Here is a 15,938-nt window from a genome sequence, read left to right as displayed (position 1 = left end):
TCTCCCGAGGGTCCGTCCCGTTCGGCGACGAGAGCACAACGCCTATGTCCGCCCGCCCCCGCGGGTGAACCGAATGACGAGTCGGGAGCCGTTCGGCCAGGGCGTTCGCCTCCTCGCGATCGTACTTCTCCTCGCGGCTATCGGCGGACTCGTGATCTGGACCGGCGCCAGCCCCGTCGAACCGATGGAACAGGAGCCGCCCAACGACGTCGAGGTCGAACCCGATCGGGCGAGTTACGTCGGCGAGAGCGTGATCCTCGGCGGCGAAGTCGTCGAGACCGATCCCCTCGTCATCGCGACGGAAGCGAGCGGCTACGGTCGGTTTACCGTGTCCGAGGACGGCGATACCGACCGGAACGTCGACGGCGACCTCGAGCCGGGCGACTGGGTGACGACCTACGGGACCCTCGAGGACGAAGAGACCCTCGCCGCGGAGCGGATCACGGTCCAAAACTCCGGCGAGACCCGCTACATGATGCTCGTCTCGCTGGTCGGCGGGCTGTTCGTCGTCGGCCGCGTGCTTCGGGACTGGCGGTTCGATCTCGGACGCCTTGCGTTCGTCCCGCGCGAGCGTGCACGCTCGCGCAGTGACTCCCGTTCCGAGGGCGGTCGTGCGCGGACCGACGACGGCCTCGAGGCGCCCGCGAGGGGTGATCGCCGTGGCTGACGTCCTCACGCACGTGCTGACGGGCTACGTACTGGGAACGGTACTCGCCTTCCGCTACGACTGGATGGGGTCGGCACACGTCACGGTCGTCACCGTCGGCGCGCTCTCGCCCGACTTTGTGAAAGCCGAGATCTTCCTCCCGGACGGGCTGATGCAGTACCTCCTGGGAATCCCCTTCGCCTGGGCTCCCCTGCACACTCTCGGCGGAACAATCGTGGTCGGCCTGCTGACGGTGCTGTTGCTCGCGCCCGAGTACCGCCGGCGGGCGCTGGCGCTCTTTCTCGTCGGCGCCGCCACCCACCACGTCCTCGACATCGCGCTCATCACCCCCTCGGGAGAAGCCTACGCCGTCCTCTGGCCGCTCCTCGAGTACCGCCTGCCGGCGGGCGGACTCTACCTGAGCAGCGATCGCTGGCCCGCGCTCGTCGCCGGCCTCGCGGCCGTGACGGTGTGGGCCCTCGGTCGGTACCGCGATTCTCGAGCCGAGACGCCGTAGGAATCGGTGGCGAGCGCTCCCGAACGCGCCGTGGCTCGTCCTCCGAGCGGACGACACGCGACTCGAGTACGGACCCGTAACTGATCGTCGAGTTTTAACTAAACTATCCGAATTCCAACTTAGATCTACTCTATACTCATAACTCAAAAATACGTACGCTCGCTCGATAGAATCAGTAGATCCGTACTTTCCAGCAGAGAGTTACTGCGTTCGAAAAGCAGGCATAAATCCGTTACAGTCGGCCTATCAGGGCGTGTCACACGTATCGAGACCCGGATATATTGGTCAGAAAGCTTATTACACGCTTCCCGAAAGTGACGATTACCCCTACCCGGGGCGAGTCGGCTGCGAGGCGGCTGTCGGTTGGCTCGCTCTCCGCTCGATCGCGCGCAAACCAACCAACAAGACAACAACAAATGACAAGCGAAACTTCATTCCGCGAAAAGGGACGTGCAGCGTTCCTTGCCGCGCTGGTGGTCATGTCCGTCTTTGCGATGGCAGCGTCCCTCCCGGGCGCTGTCGCCGCGCAGGACGAGACCCTGGACGCGGGCAGCTCGAATATCAACGAAGATGACGTATGGATCGGACAAGAAGTAGAGATCAGCAATCTGAGTTCGCCTGCCGACCTGATGCAGGACAGTGACACGGTTCAGAACCTCCGTGTCAATAATGACAGTGCAACCATCGATACGAGTGAACTCGACGAAGGTCGGTACTACATCCAGCACGGTGAGGGTGAGGAGCCGGCTGAAACTGGCGTCTTCTGGGTCAACGAACACAACGTTAACGTTGACTTCGAGGACAGCACCGTCGAGCAGGGCGACAACGTGACCCTCAACTACGAGGACACCAGCGACGAGCCTCGTAACGACAGCGACGTCGAGGTCCACGTGAGCGCCGAACTCGGAAACGAGACGGTCGGCCAGGAGGACCTCGAGAGCATCCTCCCCGACGGCGAGTCCGTCGAGGGCGAGGATGACACGGTCGCAATCAGCGACCTCAGCGAGGGCGTCGAGGCCGACTTCTCCGAGCAGGACACCGGTAACTACGAGTTCACCGTCGACGTGACCGACACGACGGCCGAGGATACGGCCGAGATCACGGTCGGCGAGGAACCCGAGACCGACGCGCAGTTCGACGAGTCCACCTACGAGGAGAACGTCGGCGACGTCGCCGAGTTCGAGATCGAACACGACGGCACGGACAACCTCACGGTCAACATGACCGACGAGGAGGAGTTCTACACCGCCAGCATCGAGATCACCGGTGTCGAGGGTGAGGACAACGTGACGGTCCAGTACAACACGTACCTGGCCGGTCACGGCAACGGTGACGAGGTCGTCACCGTCCTCAACGACGAAGGTGAGGAGCTGACCGGTGAGAACGTGGAAGTGAACGTCACCGAGGAACTCGAGAACGACGAGAACCAGCTCGGCGATGACGAGCGACTCCTCCCCGGCGACTACGAGCTCGAGGTCTTCCCCGGAACCGCGGACGAAACCGAGGACGAGACCGACGCCGCGGTCCTCCTGCTCGAGGAGCGATCGACCGGCGACATGAACACGTGGGCCCTCGCGGGCGATGACTTCGACGCCGCGGGCGTCGACCTCGAGGACATCGAGGACTCCGCCGTCTCCACCGACTCCGTCGCCGACGAGGACCGCCTCGTCGTCGGCGTCGAGGCGTCCGGCATCTACGGCTACGCTCTCGACGACGACGGTAACTGGGACGGCCACGAGACCCTCGAGCTCGAGTTCGAGGACACCGAGGAGCCGCGCTACGGCGATGCCGACAGCTTCACGCTGGACGACATCAGCAACGACCAGGTCATCGTCGACGAGGACGAGGACCGATTCTTCGTCGTCGTCGACGCCGACGAGGTCGTCGACGAGGACGACGAGGAGATCGACGAGACCTGGAACGTCACGTTCTCCGTCAGCGAGGACAACGACTACGTCGACGACGAGGAAACCGTCGAGACGCAGTTCAACGTCGAGGAAGCCTTCGTCGAACTCGTCGGCGACCAGGACGAGGACGACCGCTTCCAGATCGACAACAGCAACGAGTCCGAGCTGACCGCCGAGACGAACCTCGCGCCCGGCACGGACGGCGACTTCCGCCTCCGCACGACCTCCGAGGTCTACACCTCCGACGCCGAGGTCGACGGCGACGGCGTGCTGACGACCACCTTCAACCTCAGCGGCCACGAGGCAGGCGACGAGATCCAGACCCTCCGCGTGACCGCTGGCGACGAGCCCGAGCACGAGGCCGAGGGCGTCTTCGTCTCCGCCGACGGTGACGACCAGCCCGACAAGAAGGACGGCTTCAAGCTCGACGCCTCCGCCCCGTCCGAGGTCAACCTTGACGACAACGCCACGCTCGACGTGACCGTCGTCAACAACAACGACGAGGCCGGCAACGCGACGCTCGAGGTCACCGTCGGTGACGAAGAGTACACCGAGGAGCTCGAGCTCGACACCGGTGACTCCGTGACCGAGTCCTTCGACTTCGACACCAGCGAGGAAGGCGACATCGACTGGTCCGTCGAAACCCCTGACGACAGCGACTCCGGTACGCTGACCGTCAGCGACAAGGTCAAGGAGAACGGTGAGGCCAACGGCGCTAACGGCGACAACGGTGCCAACGGTGGCAACGGCGACAACGGCGACAACGGTGACGACGCCAACGGTGCCGACGACGGCGAGGACGACGAGACCGTGCCCGGCTTCGGTGTCGCCGTCGCGATCGTCGCGCTGCTCGGCGCCGCCATGCTCGCGACCCGCCGCCAGAACTAACACCGACTAACTACCGGACTCCGTCCGGCCCTTGCGATTCGCGACACTTCGCCTTTTTTGAACCGTCACGTCCCGAAGTGGCGACGCTTCGCAGTAGTTGCCGATTCTGCTCACTTACGCGCAGTAGAGTGTGACTCCAACTCGTCGGGCGAAGAAGACGGACGTATCGGCTCGATCTAGTCCTGTGGCCGAAAATAGCGTGCTGCTACTTCTGGACACGGGATCACCACGACCTCCCCAGCCGATTCGCTCAGTCGCGTCGCTCCCTCGCTCATCCCTCACACGGCATCGACGATCGGTTCTCGCTATCGCTCGAACCGATCGCCAGCGCGCGCCACCGCAGCGTGGCTCGAGTAGTCCCGGATCGATCCTGGCTCCTACTCGTGCGATCAGTTATCGAACGCGGACCGAGCGACGAACGCGATGCAATTCGAACGTCCTCTCGCTGAGACAACAACGGTTCCTCGAGCCGACCAGTACGCTCAAGCCGTCCTCGGACCCACGTCCGATGATGACCGAAACGGGCGGGACAACGGATCGGGATCGGACCTCGAAGACGCTCGCCGTCGGCCTCGCGAACGGGGTCGTCATCGGGGCGCCGTTAGCGGACCGCGTGGAAAACAGTTCCTGACTCGAGTGTGCTCGCCTCGTACCGGCTGCTGTCACTCAGTTCCGGCGTACCCCGACCTGCGGCGTGCCGGGAACGGTTCCAGCAGACCGCCTCAGTCGTCGGCCGCGGCGGCCTCGGTCTCGGCGCTGGACTCGGCGCGCTCGAGATCCTCGAGGTACTCGTCGACGTCGAGTGCGGCCTTCGAGCCCATCCCCGCGGCGGTCACCGCCTGCTGGTAGTGGTAGTCGACGACGTCGCCGGCGCCGAAGATCCCGGGGACGTCGGTCTCGGTCTGGCCGCCGCCGGAGCCGCCCTGGGTGCGGAGGTAGCCCTCGTCGTCCATCGTAACGCCCGTCCCCTCGAGGTAGTCGGTGTTCGGCGTGTGGCCGATGGCGTAGAAGACCGCGCCGACGTCGAACTCGAACTCGTTCGTTTCGAGGTCGTCGAGGCGGTCGGTCGGATGGCCCTGCTCGTTCTCGACGAGAGTAACGTGATCGACGCCGTCCTCCTGGGAGCCGTGGATCTCGGTCAGCTCCGTGTTCTTCATGATTTCGATCTCGCCGTCCTCGACCTTCTCGTGGACGCGGTCGACCCAGTACTGTTCGGCGCGGAACTCCTCGCGGCGGTGGGCGATGTAGACCGTGTCGGCGAACTTCGTGAGGAAGGTCGCCTCCTCCATGGCGGCGTCGCCCCCGCCGACGACGAGCATGTCCTCGTCCCGGAAGAACGCGCCGTCGCAGGTCGCACACGTCGAGAGCCCGTAGCCCATCAGTTCGTCCTCGCCCGGGACTCCCAGCGTGCGAGCCGAGGCGCCGGAGGCGGCGATGACGGCGTCGGCGGTGTAGACGTCGCCGTTCGTCAGCTCGATGCGGAACGGACGCTGGTCCGCATCGACGGACTCGATGACGCCGTTCTCGAGTTCGGCGCCGAACTGTTTGGCCTGCTCTTTCATGTTGTTCACCAGGTCGGGGCCGCTGATCCCCTCCGGGAAACCCGGGTAGTTGGCGACGTCGGTGGTGAGCGTGAGCTGACCGCCGGGCTCGTCTCCCTCGATGACCAGCGGCTGGTTGTCGCCCCGTCCCGCGTAGATGGCGGCGGTGAGGCCGGCGATACCGGTGCCCGCGATGATCAGTTTACGGTGTTCGACCTCCGATCCCCCGTCGGTGACGAGTCCGAGCTTCTCGTCGAGCTCGCCGGTTTCCTCGAGCGCGGCCGTCTGGTCCCAGCCGCCGATCAGCTCGTCGTCGATGAACACTTCGGGCGCGGTCTTGCGGCCCTCGGCGCGCTCGACCATCTCCTCGAACAGGTCGTCGTCACCAGTGACGTTGTAGGTCTCGTACTCGATACCCTTGGCATCGAAGAGGTCCTTGGCCTTCTCGCAGTAGGGACACTGCGTCTTGGTGTAGATCTCGACGCGTGGCTGCTCGCTCATACTCCGATGTTAGGAAACTGGACCTAAACCCCTTGCGTTCTCAGCACCGATCGCCGCGTACGGTCCGTCTACCCCGCGGACGTCGCCCCTTCGACGAACTCGAGGACGACGGAGACGTCGCGGTCCGTCCGCTCCTCGAGGGCGCGTTCGATCACCGTCGCGAGGGTGGGGTACGCCGTATCCGCGGGTCGACGGATCGAGATCGTCACCTCCGTCTCGTCGCTGATCGTGCCCCCGTCGTGGAACTCCGTCTGCAGTTCGACCAGCTCGAGCTCGTCGTACTCGTCGTCGTCGAGCACGGTCCTGACCTCCTCGTTGACCTCGTTCTCGAAGGTGACGTGCTGACCGAGGACGATCCCGGCGCCGGACAGAACGACCGCGCTGATCGCGATCACGACGGCGATCGTCTCGAGGTTGTCCCGGGAGATGTTCGGACGGACGGCTCCGGCGGCCCACCCCTCGGGACGGTACCCGAGGTACCAGAGGACGGCGAGTCCGGCGAGCAGGATCGACGTGACGTTGACCGCGACCAGGACGAACGCGCCGAGTGCGACGCCGACGTTTCCCCAGGCGACGCCGATCCCGACCGCAGCCGCCGCCGGGATGAGCGCGGCGGCGATCATCACGCCGACGAGCGAGACGGGGATCGCGGTCGCCAGCCCGAACGCGCCCGCGGCGCCGGCGCAGACGCCGACGATGATCGCGAGCAGGCCGGGCGAGATTCGGTTTTGCACCTGTTCGATGGCCGTGATGTCGATGGCGACCGGGACGACCCCGCCCGACCGAATCAGCCAGGCGAACCCGAACGCGCCGACCATCGCGACGACGAGCCCGACTACCATCGAGAACACGCCGTCGAGAAACATCCGGCGGTCGTCGAGGACGAGCCCGACGGTTCCGGTCATCGCCGCGCTGATCTGGGGCGCGATCACCATCGAGCCGACGACGATCGCAGGGGAGTCGAGTAACAGTCCGGCCGTCGCCACGATCGCGCTCAGCAGGGTCATCGCGTAGTAGGTGACCCGCCCAGGCGTCATGTTCAGGGCCTTCGTCCGGATCTCCTCCCGGGTGATGCTGTCGTCTTCCTCCTGCCCGTTGACGAACCGCTCTTCGAGTTCGTCGATCCGTGGCGTGCGAGCGGTCTCGATGGACGAGACGATGATGAACTCCTCCTCGATACCGACCTCCCGAAGCGAGGTGAGCACGTGATCGACCGCCTGGGTCGGAACCGGGAGCGTAACGAGTTCAGCGTCGACCTCGTCGCTGCACTCGCTCGTTCGGACGTAGTCGAGTCCCTCGTCGTCGAGAACCCGAAGCGTCTCGCTCCGTCTCTCCTCGGGAACGAGCACCTGGAGCAGTCGCATTCGAGCGCCCTTTCGAGTCCGTCGCTAAATGCGTGGTGATTCCGCCGGCGACCGTCGCGCTTCGACGACGGATTTACGGTCTCGAGCGACGAGAACCGGGTATGGCCGCGGACCTCGAGGAGAAGACGGATCGGTACGACGAGTTGCTCGCGGAGGCGCTCGAGGCGGCGACGATCGCTCCGCCGGCCGGGACGCCGATGGCCGACGCCGCCGAGGACTGTTACGAAATGGCGGCCTCGTACCTCGAGGACGGGCGCCACTTCCGGGAACGAAACGACCCGGTCAACGCGCTCGCGTCGTTTTCGTACGGTCACGCCTGGCTGGACGCGGGGGCCCGGATCGGGCTCTTCGAGGTTCCGACCGACGGACACCTGTTCACCGTCGAGTAGTCCGAGTCTCCGACGATTAATCACTATGTACCCGAAACATATATAACAGAAAGCCCGGTTAGTTTATAACGTAGGCGAAAGCTTTATATGGGTTACGGTCTTACGATATGTTAGCTGAGGCGACCGGGTTTCTTCTGGTTCCCCCACCCGGTAGCCCCGAGTAACCATCCCAACGATGACAGAGAACATTCGAACCTACACCCGAGAGGACGAAGCAACGACCGAGGAGGAAACCCGGACCGAACAGGGCGAAAAGGAACGGTGTCCGGAGTGTGGCGGCCGGTTGATCTCGGACGCCGAGCACGCCGAGACGGTGTGTCAGGACTGCGGGCTCGTCGTCGAGGAAGACGAGATCGACCGCGGTCCCGAGTGGCGCGCGTTCGACGCCGCCGAGAAAGACGAGAAGTCCCGCGTCGGCGCGCCGACGACGAACATGATGCACGACCAGGGGCTGTCGACGAACATCGGCTGGCAGGACAAGGACGCCTACGGGCGATCGCTCTCGAGCCGTCAGCGCCAGAAGATGCAGCGTCTGCGGACCTGGAACGAGCGCTTCCGGACCCGCGACAGCAAGGAGCGCAACCTCAAGCAGGCCCTCGGCGAGATCGACCGCATGGCCAGCGCGCTTGGGCTCCCGGAGAACGTCCGCGAGACTGCCAGCGTGATCTACCGGCGCGCCCTCGAGGAGGACCTGCTGCCGGGACGGTCGATCGAGGGCGTCGCCACGTCCTCGCTGTACGCGGCGGCCCGCCAGGCCGGCACCCCCCGCAGCTTAGACGAGATCTCCGCCGTCAGCCGCGTCGACAAGATGGAGCTGACCCGCACGTACCGGTACATCATCCGGGAACTCGGTCTCGAGGTCCAGCCCGCCGACCCCGAGAGCTACGTGCCGCGGTTCGTCAGCGACCTCGAGCTCTCCGACGAGACCGAACGGATGGCCCGCGACCTGCTCGATTCGGCCCGCGAGGAGGGCGTCCACTCGGGGAAGTCACCGGTCGGGCTCGCGGCCGCCGCGGTCTACGCCGCGGCCCTGCTCACCAACGAGAAGGTCACCCAGAACGACGTCAGCGAGGTCGCCAGCATCTCCGAAGTCACCATTCGGAACCGGTACAAGGAGCTGCTCGAGGCCTCGGATTCGGCGGCGCCCGCGTAACGCGGTCGTTGGGAGCGGTTTCTCTCGGTGTTTCTCTCGTTTCGATCCTGTCGCCGAGCCGTCGGCATCGCTCGGACGGTCGGTTCCGACCCGGAATAGGACTGCGACAAAGCTTTTCACCTCGAGTGTGGAACAGTGTGGCATGGACGAAACGACCGTTCAGTTGTTGTGTCCCGAATGTGCCAAGGACTGGCAGGTTTCTCCCGGCGAACTCCCGACCCCCGCGGAGATGTTCCACTGTCCGAACTGTCACGCATCCCGACGAACCGCCGAGTTCACGCGGACCGACCGCGACCTCCAGACGCTGAAACAACTCGGCTAGCCGGCAACGCCGATCCTATCGTCCTGTTCTTTCTCGAGCAGATATAATTGTAACATTGAAATTTTAGTAATCAGTACGATATATGAATAACGGTGAACAGAAACGCCCGCTTACCCGGCTAATCGATCGTTGTAACCGACCCCTTCGCGGGGTTTCGTCCGCGTAATATCGTCGTTGTTTTCGGTTTCGAACGTGACAAGCGTCGAATTCGATCCGGTGTCTGTGCTAACGCGACTCAAGATAATAATATAACCCTGCAGCGGATAGGAATGCATGGTTATGAAGAAACAGGAGCTCATTCACCTTCACGGCCTTCTTGCGGAGGTATCGAACCAGTGCGCGGAGTGGGAGAACTGTCAGATCGACCTCGAGGAGTATGAGTCTCGCGGCATTCGGCCGACATCGATTCATAAATCAAAAACCGACCACAAGGCCGCCGTATTCGCCCTCGCCGGCGGGATCACGACGAACATGCGCGAGGACGAACAGGAAGCCGTCGCCGCTACCGCAGACTAGTTGTCAGGACGTCTCCTTCGATCGCTACCCCCTACTGGCGAGACCGTCCCTCGTCGCTTCGATCGGTCAAAACGGGATAAACTGAGCGGAAGTCGGGCGATCGGCGCGAACGATCGAAAACTGATCGGCGTCGTCCGGAAGCGTTACTCGACTAGGTCCTCGAACTCGGGGAGAATCTCGTCGTCTTCGGAGTCGGTCTCGGAATCCGATTCGGATCCGTCGTCCTCGCTTTCGGACGTCCGTTCGTCTTCGCTCTCTTCGTCTTCTTCGATCAGCTCGACTTCGATCACCTCGAGCGGGATGTTCTCGAGGCGCTGACCGATCTCCTTGCGGGCGATTCGAGAGGCGTGTTCCTCGCGCTCGACGTTGAACACGGTCATCTCGAGTTCGAGCGCGACGAGGGCCTCGTCGGCGGCGATGAACGCCGGCGGTAGCTCCTCTCCCTCCGGGGAGGTTCGCTCGCCCATGTTGATCTCGACGTAGTTCAGGTCAGGGTTCAACATCTCGCCGGTCTTCGAGATGGCGATACGGATCGCCTCGTCTTCCGTCTCGACGTCGAACACCGGAACGGCAGCCTCGACGACAACCCTGCAGTCCATACGAAAACGTACCGTCGCCTACAGTATCAAGGTTCGCCCCGAGCTCCGTCCCGGCGCGTGGGTCCCGTCGTGGCGGGTCCGAAAGCCCCAAGCCCGCGCTCCCGAAGGGTGGGACAGATGTACTCCGGCGAAGTCGATCTCGAGGCGCTGTCCGGCGGACTCGACCTGTACCGCACCCTCGAGAGCGGACAGACCTACCTCTGGCGGCGAACGGACGGGGCGATGTACGGCGGCGCGCCGGCTCCCGACGAGTGGTACTACACCGTCGTCGACGGTGCCGTCGTTCGCGTCCGAAGCCGGAACGGCGTCCTCGAGTGGGAGTCGTCGACCGAGGCCGGCCCGCTCGTGCGCCGGCTGCTCCGTCTCGAGGACGACCTCGAGGCGATCGTCGCGGCCGCACCCGACGATCCGCTGTTAGACGAGGCCTACGCGACCCACCGCGGGATGCGGCTGGTCGACGACCCGCCGTTCGGAACGCTGATCTCGTTCATCTGCTCGGCCCAGATGCGGGTCGATCGCATCCACGGGATGGTCTCGGCGCTGGCCCGCCAGTACGGCGAGCCCGTCGCGTTCGACGGCGCAACGTACCGCGCGTTTCCGACGCCGGAGCGGCTCGCGGCGGCCACCGAGGACGAACTGCGCGAACTGGGGCTGGGGTACCGCGCCCCCTACGTCGTTCGCACCGCGGAGATGGTCGCCGACGGCGAGGCCCACCCCGCCGAGGCTCGCGAGCTCGAGTACGAAGACGCCCGAGAGTTCCTGAAGCGGTTCGTCGGCGTCGGCGACAAGGTCGCCGACTGCGTGTTGCTGTTCTCGCTGGGATTCGATCAGGCCGTTCCGCTCGATACGTGGCTCAAGACGGCGATCGAGGAACACTACCCCGACTGCGACCGGGGGTCGTACGCGGCGACCTCGCGGGCGCTTCGCGAGCGCTTCGGCGGCGAGTACGCGGGCTACGCCCAGACGTACGTCTTCCACCACCTGCGGACGCAGGACTGATTCGAGTTATCCGTTCACAACGGTTCATTACTCGTTTTCTCTCTCCTCACTCGTAATCTTCTCGCCCGGTAATCGCCCAGTACGCCTGTGAAACGATCGTGATCGCGAAGACGACGGACAGTCCCGCGGCGACGTACAGCGCGATCGTCTCCCCCAGCAGGTACCACGTCAGCGCCCAGGCCGCGAGGACGAACAGGATCGCCCCGACCAGCAGCTCGAGCAGCTCCCGAACGGTCGCACGGCTCGTCGAGACGTCGAGATACTCCTCCTCGAAGCGTTCGATAGGACCCATCTGTCGGTGGGTTGTCGCTCGGGGATGCTTTCAGTGTCGCTTCGTCCCGCGAGCGGACGGCTGGATTTTTCCCGGTCGCCGACGATCCTCCGGATATGACGGACCGAACGCGCGCACACGTCTACGTCTCCGGTACGGTACAGGGCGTCTACTACCGCGCGACCACCCGGGACACGGCCCGCGAGGAGGGCGTCGACGGCTGGGTCAAGAACCTCGAGGACGGGCGGGTCGAGGCGGCGTTCGAGGGCCCCGAGGACGCGGTCGAGTCGATGGTCGAGTTCTGCCACGAGGGCAGCCCCGCGGCCGACGTCGAGGATGTCGCCGTCGAGTACGAGCCGCCCCAGGGCGAAGACGGGTTCGAGATCCGGTACTAGTCAGTCCTCGGCGCGGACGTCCGGGGAGTCGCGGTACTCCTCGAGCCACGGCGGCTCCTCGGTGTGAGCCCAGGTGGCCCACTCGGCCTTCTCGCCGGCGTAGTACGCCCGGTAAGCGCCGACGGGGTCGCCGGGCCGTCTGTACTCCTCGGGCATCGCCTGCGGGCGCGGCGTCGGCTCGTCGGACGGAAAGTCGATCCCGTCGGGGTCGATCCGTTCGATAACCGTCCAGCTGGCGTGGTCGTCGTCCTTCTCGTAGCGCTCGACGAACTCGGCGTTGAGCGCCGCGGCGTGTTCGCGCAGCCGCAGCCAGTTCGCCCGGGACTCGGTCGCCCACACCGTGACGGGGTGGCCGGCGTGGGTCGGGGCGTAGAGAAACTCCCGCTCGTAGCTGTTCTCGCGGGCCGCGGTACACAGCACCTGCGCGGCCTCGAGCAGCAGCTTGTTGACGTGCTCGTCGCAGTGGTAGCGGGCGGCGAGCCGGGGGTCCTCGTCGAGCCAGAAGACGTTCACGGCCGAGGTTGGGACGCGACCCGATTGAGCGTTTCGTCCGCAATCTTCAACGGCGCCCCCCTCGAATCCGGGGTCATGATCACGGGCGAACGGATGGCCGCCGTCGACGAGAACGCCGCAGCGCTCGGCGTCTCGCAGAAACAGCTGATGGAATCCAGCGGGAACGCGGTCGCGCGAGCGGTCCGCGAGGTCGCCGAGCCGGGCTCGAGCGTCGCCGTCGTCGCCGGGCGCGGAAACAACGGCGGGGACGCGTTCGTCGCGGCCCGCTTTCTCGAGCGTGGGTACGACGTCACCACGCTCCTGCTCGGACGCGCCGAGCGCATCGGCACCGAGATCGCCCGCGAGAACTGGGACGCCCTGCAGAACGCGGGCTACGAGACCCGGGAGATCGCGGACTCGAGCGAGTTCGAGCTCCCCGACTGCGACGTCGTCGTGGACGCGATGCTCGGCACCGGGATAAGCGGCGAGCTCCGCGAGCCCGCCGCGACCGCGGCCGAGGCGATCAACGCGGCCGACGCGACCGTCGTGGCCGTCGACGTCCCCTCCGGGTTCGATGCGAACGGGGGCGCGGTCGCCGACAACGCTGTCGAGGCGGATCGGGTCGTCACCTTCCACGACGCGAAACCCGGCCTCGCCGAACTCGACTGTGAGCTCGCGGTCGCCGATATCGGCATCCCCGCCGCGGCCGAGCGCGACGTCGGTCCCGGCGATATTTCGCTTGCACGACCCGACGGGCGCGAGGGACGACCCTACGTCATCGGGGGCGGTCCCTACACGGGCGCGCCGGCGCTTGCCGCCCAGGCCGCGCTGCGGGCCGGCGCGGAACTCTCCTTCGTCGCCGCGCCCGAATCGGTCGCCGGCGAGATCCAGAGCTACGCCGAGGACCTCATCGTCCAGCCCTACGAGAGCGAGATCCTCACGCCCGACGTGGCCGAGGACCTCCTCGAGACCGCCGCGGAGTACGACAACGTCGTCGTCATCGGTCCCGGACTGGGCACCGACGAGGGGACCCTCGAGGCCGCGCGGCGGTTCCTCTCGGGGTACGACGGCCGGGCGGTCGTCGACGCCGACGCCCTCGAGGTCGTCCCGGAGATCGAGACCGACGCGACGCTGGTCTGTACGCCGAACCGCGGCGAACTCGCCCGCATGGGCGGGCCCGACACCGACGACCTCGCCGCCGTCGCCGACGAGATCGAGGACTTCGCCGCGGAACTGGGCCACCTCGTGCTCGCGAAGGGCGAAAACGACGTGATCACCGACGGCGAGCGAACGCGGATCAGTCGCTCGGGGACGGTCGGGATGAAAGTCGGTGGAACCGGTGACACGCTCGCGGGAATCGTCGCCGCGCTGCTCGAGGGCGCCAAACCGATGGACGCCGCCGCGGCGGGCGCCCACGTCAACGGGCTCGCGGGCGAACGCCTCGCCGAGCGCCACGAGCACGGCTTCCTGGCGTCGGAACTGCTCGAGGAGCTTCCCCCGACGCTGTGGGGTGGTGACGATGAGTGACGATCCGTCCCCCGCGGAGGGATCGAACCCGGATCCGCGAAGCGGCGACGATTCGGGCGCCGAGGAACTCACGCACACCACCGAGGAGGGCGAGGTGCAGATGGTCGACGTCGGCGACAAACCCGACAGCGAGCGCCGGGCGGTCGCGGTCGGCGAGATCCGCCTGCAGCCCTCGACCGTGGAGGCGATCCGCGAGGACGAGATCGGCAAGGGCGACGTCCTCGCGACGGCCCGCATCGGCGCCGTCCAGGCGGTCAAACACACCTGGGAGACGATCCCGATGTGCCACCAGATCCCGATCACGAACGTCGACACCGACTTCGAACTGCGCGAGGATCGGGTCGAACTCGAGGTGAGCGTCGAGACCACCGGAAAGACGGGCTGCGAGATGGAGGCCCTCGAGGGCGTCACGACCGGCCTGAACGTCGTCTGGGACATGGTCAAGGCCGTCGAGAAGGACGCCGAGGGACAGTATCCCGACACCGGGATCGAAAACGTCCGAGTGCTCGCGAAGGAGAAACGAACTCGCTGAGTGCCCCGCGGGCGTCGCGGCGCCTAGACGTCCAGCGCGGCGGCGACGTCGAGGAGCCCGTGGCCCTGTTCGGTCTCCTCGAGGCCGATGTCCGCCGCCGTCTCCTGGAGCCTGGCTCGAGCCTCCTCGTTGGTGTAGCCGTTGGCCATGAGCTGTCCCGCCGCACCGGCGACGTGCGGACAGGCCATCGACGTTCCGGAGAGGGTGTCGTAGCCGCCGGCGACCGTCGAGTAGATTCCCTCTCCCGGTGCGGCGATGTCGATCTCGGGGCCTGTCGACGAGAACGCCGCGATCTCGTCGGATTCGGTCGTCGCGCTGACCGCGATCACGTTCGGTTCCGCGGCCGGATAGCTCACGCAGTCGGTGCACTCGCCGTCGTTGCCCGCGGCTGCGACGACGAGGACGCCGTTGTCGTGGGCGTACGCGCAGGCGTCGGAGACGAGATCGGACTGGGCCCCGCCCAGACTCAGGCTCGCGACGTCCCAGCCCTGCTCGGCCGTGTGCTCGATTCCGGCGGCGATGTCCGAGTTCGTGCCGCTGCCGAGACAGTCGAGGACCTTGACTGGATGGAGGGTCGATCGGGTCGCGACGCCGACGACGCCGGTGCCGTCGTCCGGCGCGACGGCCGTTCCGGCGCAGTGCGTGCCGTGGTCGTTGTCGTCGTCCCACGACCGGTTACAGTCGTTTCCGTTACCGCCGAACAGGCAGGCGAACCCGCCGCAGTCGGTGAACGCTGCTCCCTCGCCGAGTACGTCCTGCAGCGCCTCGTGGGTCGAATCGATACCCGTGTCGATGATCGCGACGTCCGCTCCCGATCCGCCCTCGCCGGCGTCGTGTGCTACCGGCGCGTCGACGCGGTCGACGCCCCAGGGCGTAGTTTGCTCGAACGCGTGCATCTCGCCGTTTCGCTCGACGTATCGGACGTTCGGGTTCCGCCGGAGGCCGTTCAGGGCCCGTTCCGGGACGGTGATCGTCATCGCGTCGAACGCGAACTCCCGCCGGACGTCGGTCGCCGCCTCCGCCGCGGCGTTGCGACCGCGGTCGTTCTCGAACCCGACGTTGACCTCGCGCCTCTCGCCGGAATCGGCCGTCGCGACGCCCGCGAGTCCGACGCCGGCGACGGCGCCGGAAGTCGCCCGAAGGATCGATCGACGGCTCGTTCTCGAGTAATCGGCTTCGTTATTTTGCACCATTCAAATATCATTATACTATAATATACTATAATATTTTTCATAATAAAATAAATAACTTGAAACTCAAAGGCATCGAACAGAGCCCGAAATTTTCGAGCCGAACTGATCTGTAAACCGCGAACCGCCGCGTTCGTCCGCGATCCGGTTCGGGAAGTCGACGCCAGGTCGCTCGAAGCGCGTTCTCCC

General features: G+C 65.7%; 17 protein-coding genes. 11 read left to right on the top strand and 6 right to left on the bottom strand.

Annotated features, from left to right (window positions below; translation table 11 throughout):
- Window positions 1-73: 73 nt before the first annotated feature.
- The 3 genes from GWG54_RS11820 to GWG54_RS11810 all read left to right on the top strand — a co-directional run bounded on the left by GWG54_RS11820 (window position 74) and on the right by GWG54_RS11810 (window position 3,958).
- Window positions 74-667: a hypothetical protein gene (locus GWG54_RS11820; RefSeq protein WP_167937965.1), complete on the top strand. Its 594-nt coding sequence runs from the start codon at window positions 74-76 to the stop codon at window positions 665-667.
- Window positions 651-1,163 carry a metal-dependent hydrolase gene (locus tag GWG54_RS11815; RefSeq protein WP_167937964.1) on the top strand — a complete coding sequence of 171 codons (513 nt, stop codon included), beginning with the start codon at window positions 651-653 and terminating at the stop codon, window positions 1,161-1,163. The genes GWG54_RS11820 and GWG54_RS11815 overlap by 17 nt, the downstream gene beginning before the upstream one ends.
- A 416-nt stretch (window positions 1,164-1,579) precedes the next feature.
- Window positions 1,580-3,958: a BGTF surface domain-containing protein gene (locus tag GWG54_RS11810; RefSeq protein WP_167937963.1), complete on the top strand. Its 2,379-nt coding sequence runs from the start codon at window positions 1,580-1,582 to the stop codon at window positions 3,956-3,958.
- Between the two features lie 722 nt (window positions 3,959-4,680).
- Here GWG54_RS11810 and GWG54_RS11805 read toward each other — a convergent pair.
- Both GWG54_RS11805 and GWG54_RS11800 read right to left on the bottom strand, forming a co-directional pair.
- Window positions 4,681-6,000, bottom strand: a complete 1,320-nt coding sequence (locus tag GWG54_RS11805; protein WP_167937962.1) for an FAD-dependent oxidoreductase — start codon at window positions 5,998-6,000, stop codon at window positions 4,681-4,683.
- A gap of 68 nt (window positions 6,001-6,068) precedes the next feature.
- Window positions 6,069-7,364, bottom strand: coding sequence for a TIGR00341 family protein (locus GWG54_RS11800; RefSeq protein ID WP_167937961.1), 1,296 nt, complete (start codon window positions 7,362-7,364; stop codon window positions 6,069-6,071).
- A 101-nt stretch (window positions 7,365-7,465) separates the two neighbouring features.
- On the opposite strand from GWG54_RS11800, the gene GWG54_RS11795 reads away from it, so the two are divergent.
- From GWG54_RS11795 to GWG54_RS11780, 4 genes are all read left to right on the top strand, one after another.
- Window positions 7,466-7,753 carry a DUF357 domain-containing protein gene (locus tag GWG54_RS11795; RefSeq protein WP_167937960.1) on the top strand — a complete coding sequence of 96 codons (288 nt, stop codon included), beginning with the start codon at window positions 7,466-7,468 and terminating at the stop codon, window positions 7,751-7,753.
- A gap of 175 nt (window positions 7,754-7,928) precedes the next feature.
- Window positions 7,929-8,906: a transcription initiation factor IIB family protein gene (locus GWG54_RS11790; RefSeq protein WP_167937959.1), complete on the top strand. Its 978-nt coding sequence runs from the start codon at window positions 7,929-7,931 to the stop codon at window positions 8,904-8,906.
- Window positions 8,907-9,048: 142 nt separating this feature from the next.
- Window positions 9,049-9,228, top strand: a complete 180-nt coding sequence (locus tag GWG54_RS11785) for a hypothetical protein (RefSeq protein ID WP_049893170.1) — start codon at window positions 9,049-9,051, stop codon at window positions 9,226-9,228.
- A gap of 279 nt (window positions 9,229-9,507) precedes the next feature.
- Entirely contained in the window at window positions 9,508-9,744 is a 237-nt protein-coding gene (locus tag GWG54_RS11780; protein ID WP_005555888.1) for a UPF0058 family protein, read from the top strand.
- A 143-nt stretch (window positions 9,745-9,887) separates the two neighbouring features.
- Here GWG54_RS11780 and GWG54_RS11775 read toward each other — a convergent pair whose 3' ends face one another.
- Window positions 9,888-10,343, bottom strand: coding sequence for a DUF555 domain-containing protein (locus GWG54_RS11775; protein WP_167937958.1), 456 nt, complete (start codon window positions 10,341-10,343; stop codon window positions 9,888-9,890).
- A 117-nt stretch (window positions 10,344-10,460) separates the two neighbouring features.
- On the opposite strand from GWG54_RS11775, the gene GWG54_RS11770 reads away from it, so the two are divergent.
- Complete coding sequence (locus tag GWG54_RS11770) at window positions 10,461-11,342, top strand: DNA-3-methyladenine glycosylase (RefSeq protein WP_167937957.1); 882 nt, start codon at window positions 10,461-10,463, stop codon at window positions 11,340-11,342.
- 46 nt (window positions 11,343-11,388) lie between these two features.
- On the opposite strand, the gene GWG54_RS11765 is transcribed toward GWG54_RS11770, so the two are convergent.
- Entirely contained in the window at window positions 11,389-11,634 is a 246-nt protein-coding gene (locus tag GWG54_RS11765) for a hypothetical protein (RefSeq protein ID WP_167937956.1), read from the bottom strand.
- 95 nt (window positions 11,635-11,729) lie between these two features.
- On the opposite strand from GWG54_RS11765, the gene GWG54_RS11760 reads away from it, so the two are divergent.
- Window positions 11,730-12,008, top strand: coding sequence for an acylphosphatase (locus tag GWG54_RS11760; RefSeq protein WP_167937955.1), 279 nt, complete (start codon window positions 11,730-11,732; stop codon window positions 12,006-12,008).
- On the opposite strand, the gene GWG54_RS11755 is transcribed toward GWG54_RS11760, so the two are convergent.
- On the bottom strand, window positions 12,009-12,521 hold the full coding sequence (locus tag GWG54_RS11755) for a hypothetical protein (RefSeq protein WP_167937954.1): 513 nt from the start codon (window positions 12,519-12,521) through the stop codon (window positions 12,009-12,011). It abuts the gene before it with no gap.
- Window positions 12,522-12,596: 75 nt separating this feature from the next.
- Here GWG54_RS11755 and GWG54_RS11750 point away from each other — a divergent pair, with 75 nt between their 5' ends.
- Together GWG54_RS11750 and moaC are read left to right on the top strand one after the other, a co-directional pair.
- The gene (locus tag GWG54_RS11750) at window positions 12,597-14,027 is read left to right on the top strand and encodes an NAD(P)H-hydrate dehydratase (protein ID WP_167937980.1); all 1,431 of its coding nucleotides are present in this window, start codon (window positions 12,597-12,599) and stop codon (window positions 14,025-14,027) included.
- A complete protein-coding gene (moaC, locus tag GWG54_RS11745; RefSeq protein WP_167937953.1) occupies window positions 14,020-14,559 on the top strand; it encodes a cyclic pyranopterin monophosphate synthase MoaC in 540 nt (179 codons plus the stop codon). Before GWG54_RS11750 ends, moaC begins: the two co-directional genes overlap by 8 nt.
- Window positions 14,560-14,582: 23 nt before the next feature.
- On the opposite strand, the gene GWG54_RS11740 is transcribed toward moaC, so the two are convergent.
- The gene (locus tag GWG54_RS11740) at window positions 14,583-15,752 is read right to left on the bottom strand and encodes a S8 family peptidase (RefSeq protein WP_167937952.1); all 1,170 of its coding nucleotides are present in this window, start codon (window positions 15,750-15,752) and stop codon (window positions 14,583-14,585) included.
- Window positions 15,753-15,938 lie beyond the last annotated feature (186 nt).

The sequence above is a fragment of the Natronococcus sp. JC468 genome, assembly GCF_012163165.1.
Taxonomy (GTDB): domain Archaea; phylum Halobacteriota; class Halobacteria; order Halobacteriales; family Natrialbaceae; genus Natronococcus; species Natronococcus jeotgali.
Note: the sequence above shows the minus strand (reverse complement) of the source record. Positions and strands in the feature narration are given on the sequence as shown.

What these genes read in the sequence shown, in the direction of transcription:
- GWG54_RS11780 (WP_005555888.1), top strand. Translation starts at nt 9,508, where the DNA reads ATGAAGAAACAGGAGCTCATTCACCTTCACGGCCTTCTTGCGGAGGTA.
- GWG54_RS11820 (WP_167937965.1), top strand. Translation starts at nt 74, where the DNA reads ATGACGAGTCGGGAGCCGTTCGGCCAGGGCGTTCGCCTCCTCGCGATC.
- GWG54_RS11740 (WP_167937952.1), bottom strand. Translation starts at nt 15,752, where the DNA reads ATGGTGCAAAATAACGAAGCCGATTACTCGAGAACGAGCCGTCGATCG.
- moaC (WP_167937953.1), top strand. Translation starts at nt 14,020, where the DNA reads ATGAGTGACGATCCGTCCCCCGCGGAGGGATCGAACCCGGATCCGCGA.
- GWG54_RS11770 (WP_167937957.1), top strand. Translation starts at nt 10,461, where the DNA reads ATGTACTCCGGCGAAGTCGATCTCGAGGCGCTGTCCGGCGGACTCGAC.
- GWG54_RS11805 (WP_167937962.1), bottom strand. Translation starts at nt 6,000, where the DNA reads ATGAGCGAGCAGCCACGCGTCGAGATCTACACCAAGACGCAGTGTCCC.
- GWG54_RS11765 (WP_167937956.1), bottom strand. Translation starts at nt 11,634, where the DNA reads ATGGGTCCTATCGAACGCTTCGAGGAGGAGTATCTCGACGTCTCGACG.
- GWG54_RS11760 (WP_167937955.1), top strand. Translation starts at nt 11,730, where the DNA reads ATGACGGACCGAACGCGCGCACACGTCTACGTCTCCGGTACGGTACAG.
- GWG54_RS11790 (WP_167937959.1), top strand. Translation starts at nt 7,929, where the DNA reads ATGACAGAGAACATTCGAACCTACACCCGAGAGGACGAAGCAACGACC.
- GWG54_RS11795 (WP_167937960.1), top strand. Translation starts at nt 7,466, where the DNA reads ATGGCCGCGGACCTCGAGGAGAAGACGGATCGGTACGACGAGTTGCTC.
- GWG54_RS11800 (WP_167937961.1), bottom strand. Translation starts at nt 7,364, where the DNA reads ATGCGACTGCTCCAGGTGCTCGTTCCCGAGGAGAGACGGAGCGAGACG.
- GWG54_RS11810 (WP_167937963.1), top strand. Translation starts at nt 1,580, where the DNA reads ATGACAAGCGAAACTTCATTCCGCGAAAAGGGACGTGCAGCGTTCCTT.
- GWG54_RS11785 (WP_049893170.1), top strand. Translation starts at nt 9,049, where the DNA reads ATGGACGAAACGACCGTTCAGTTGTTGTGTCCCGAATGTGCCAAGGAC.
- GWG54_RS11750 (WP_167937980.1), top strand. Translation starts at nt 12,597, where the DNA reads ATGATCACGGGCGAACGGATGGCCGCCGTCGACGAGAACGCCGCAGCG.
- GWG54_RS11775 (WP_167937958.1), bottom strand. Translation starts at nt 10,343, where the DNA reads ATGGACTGCAGGGTTGTCGTCGAGGCTGCCGTTCCGGTGTTCGACGTC.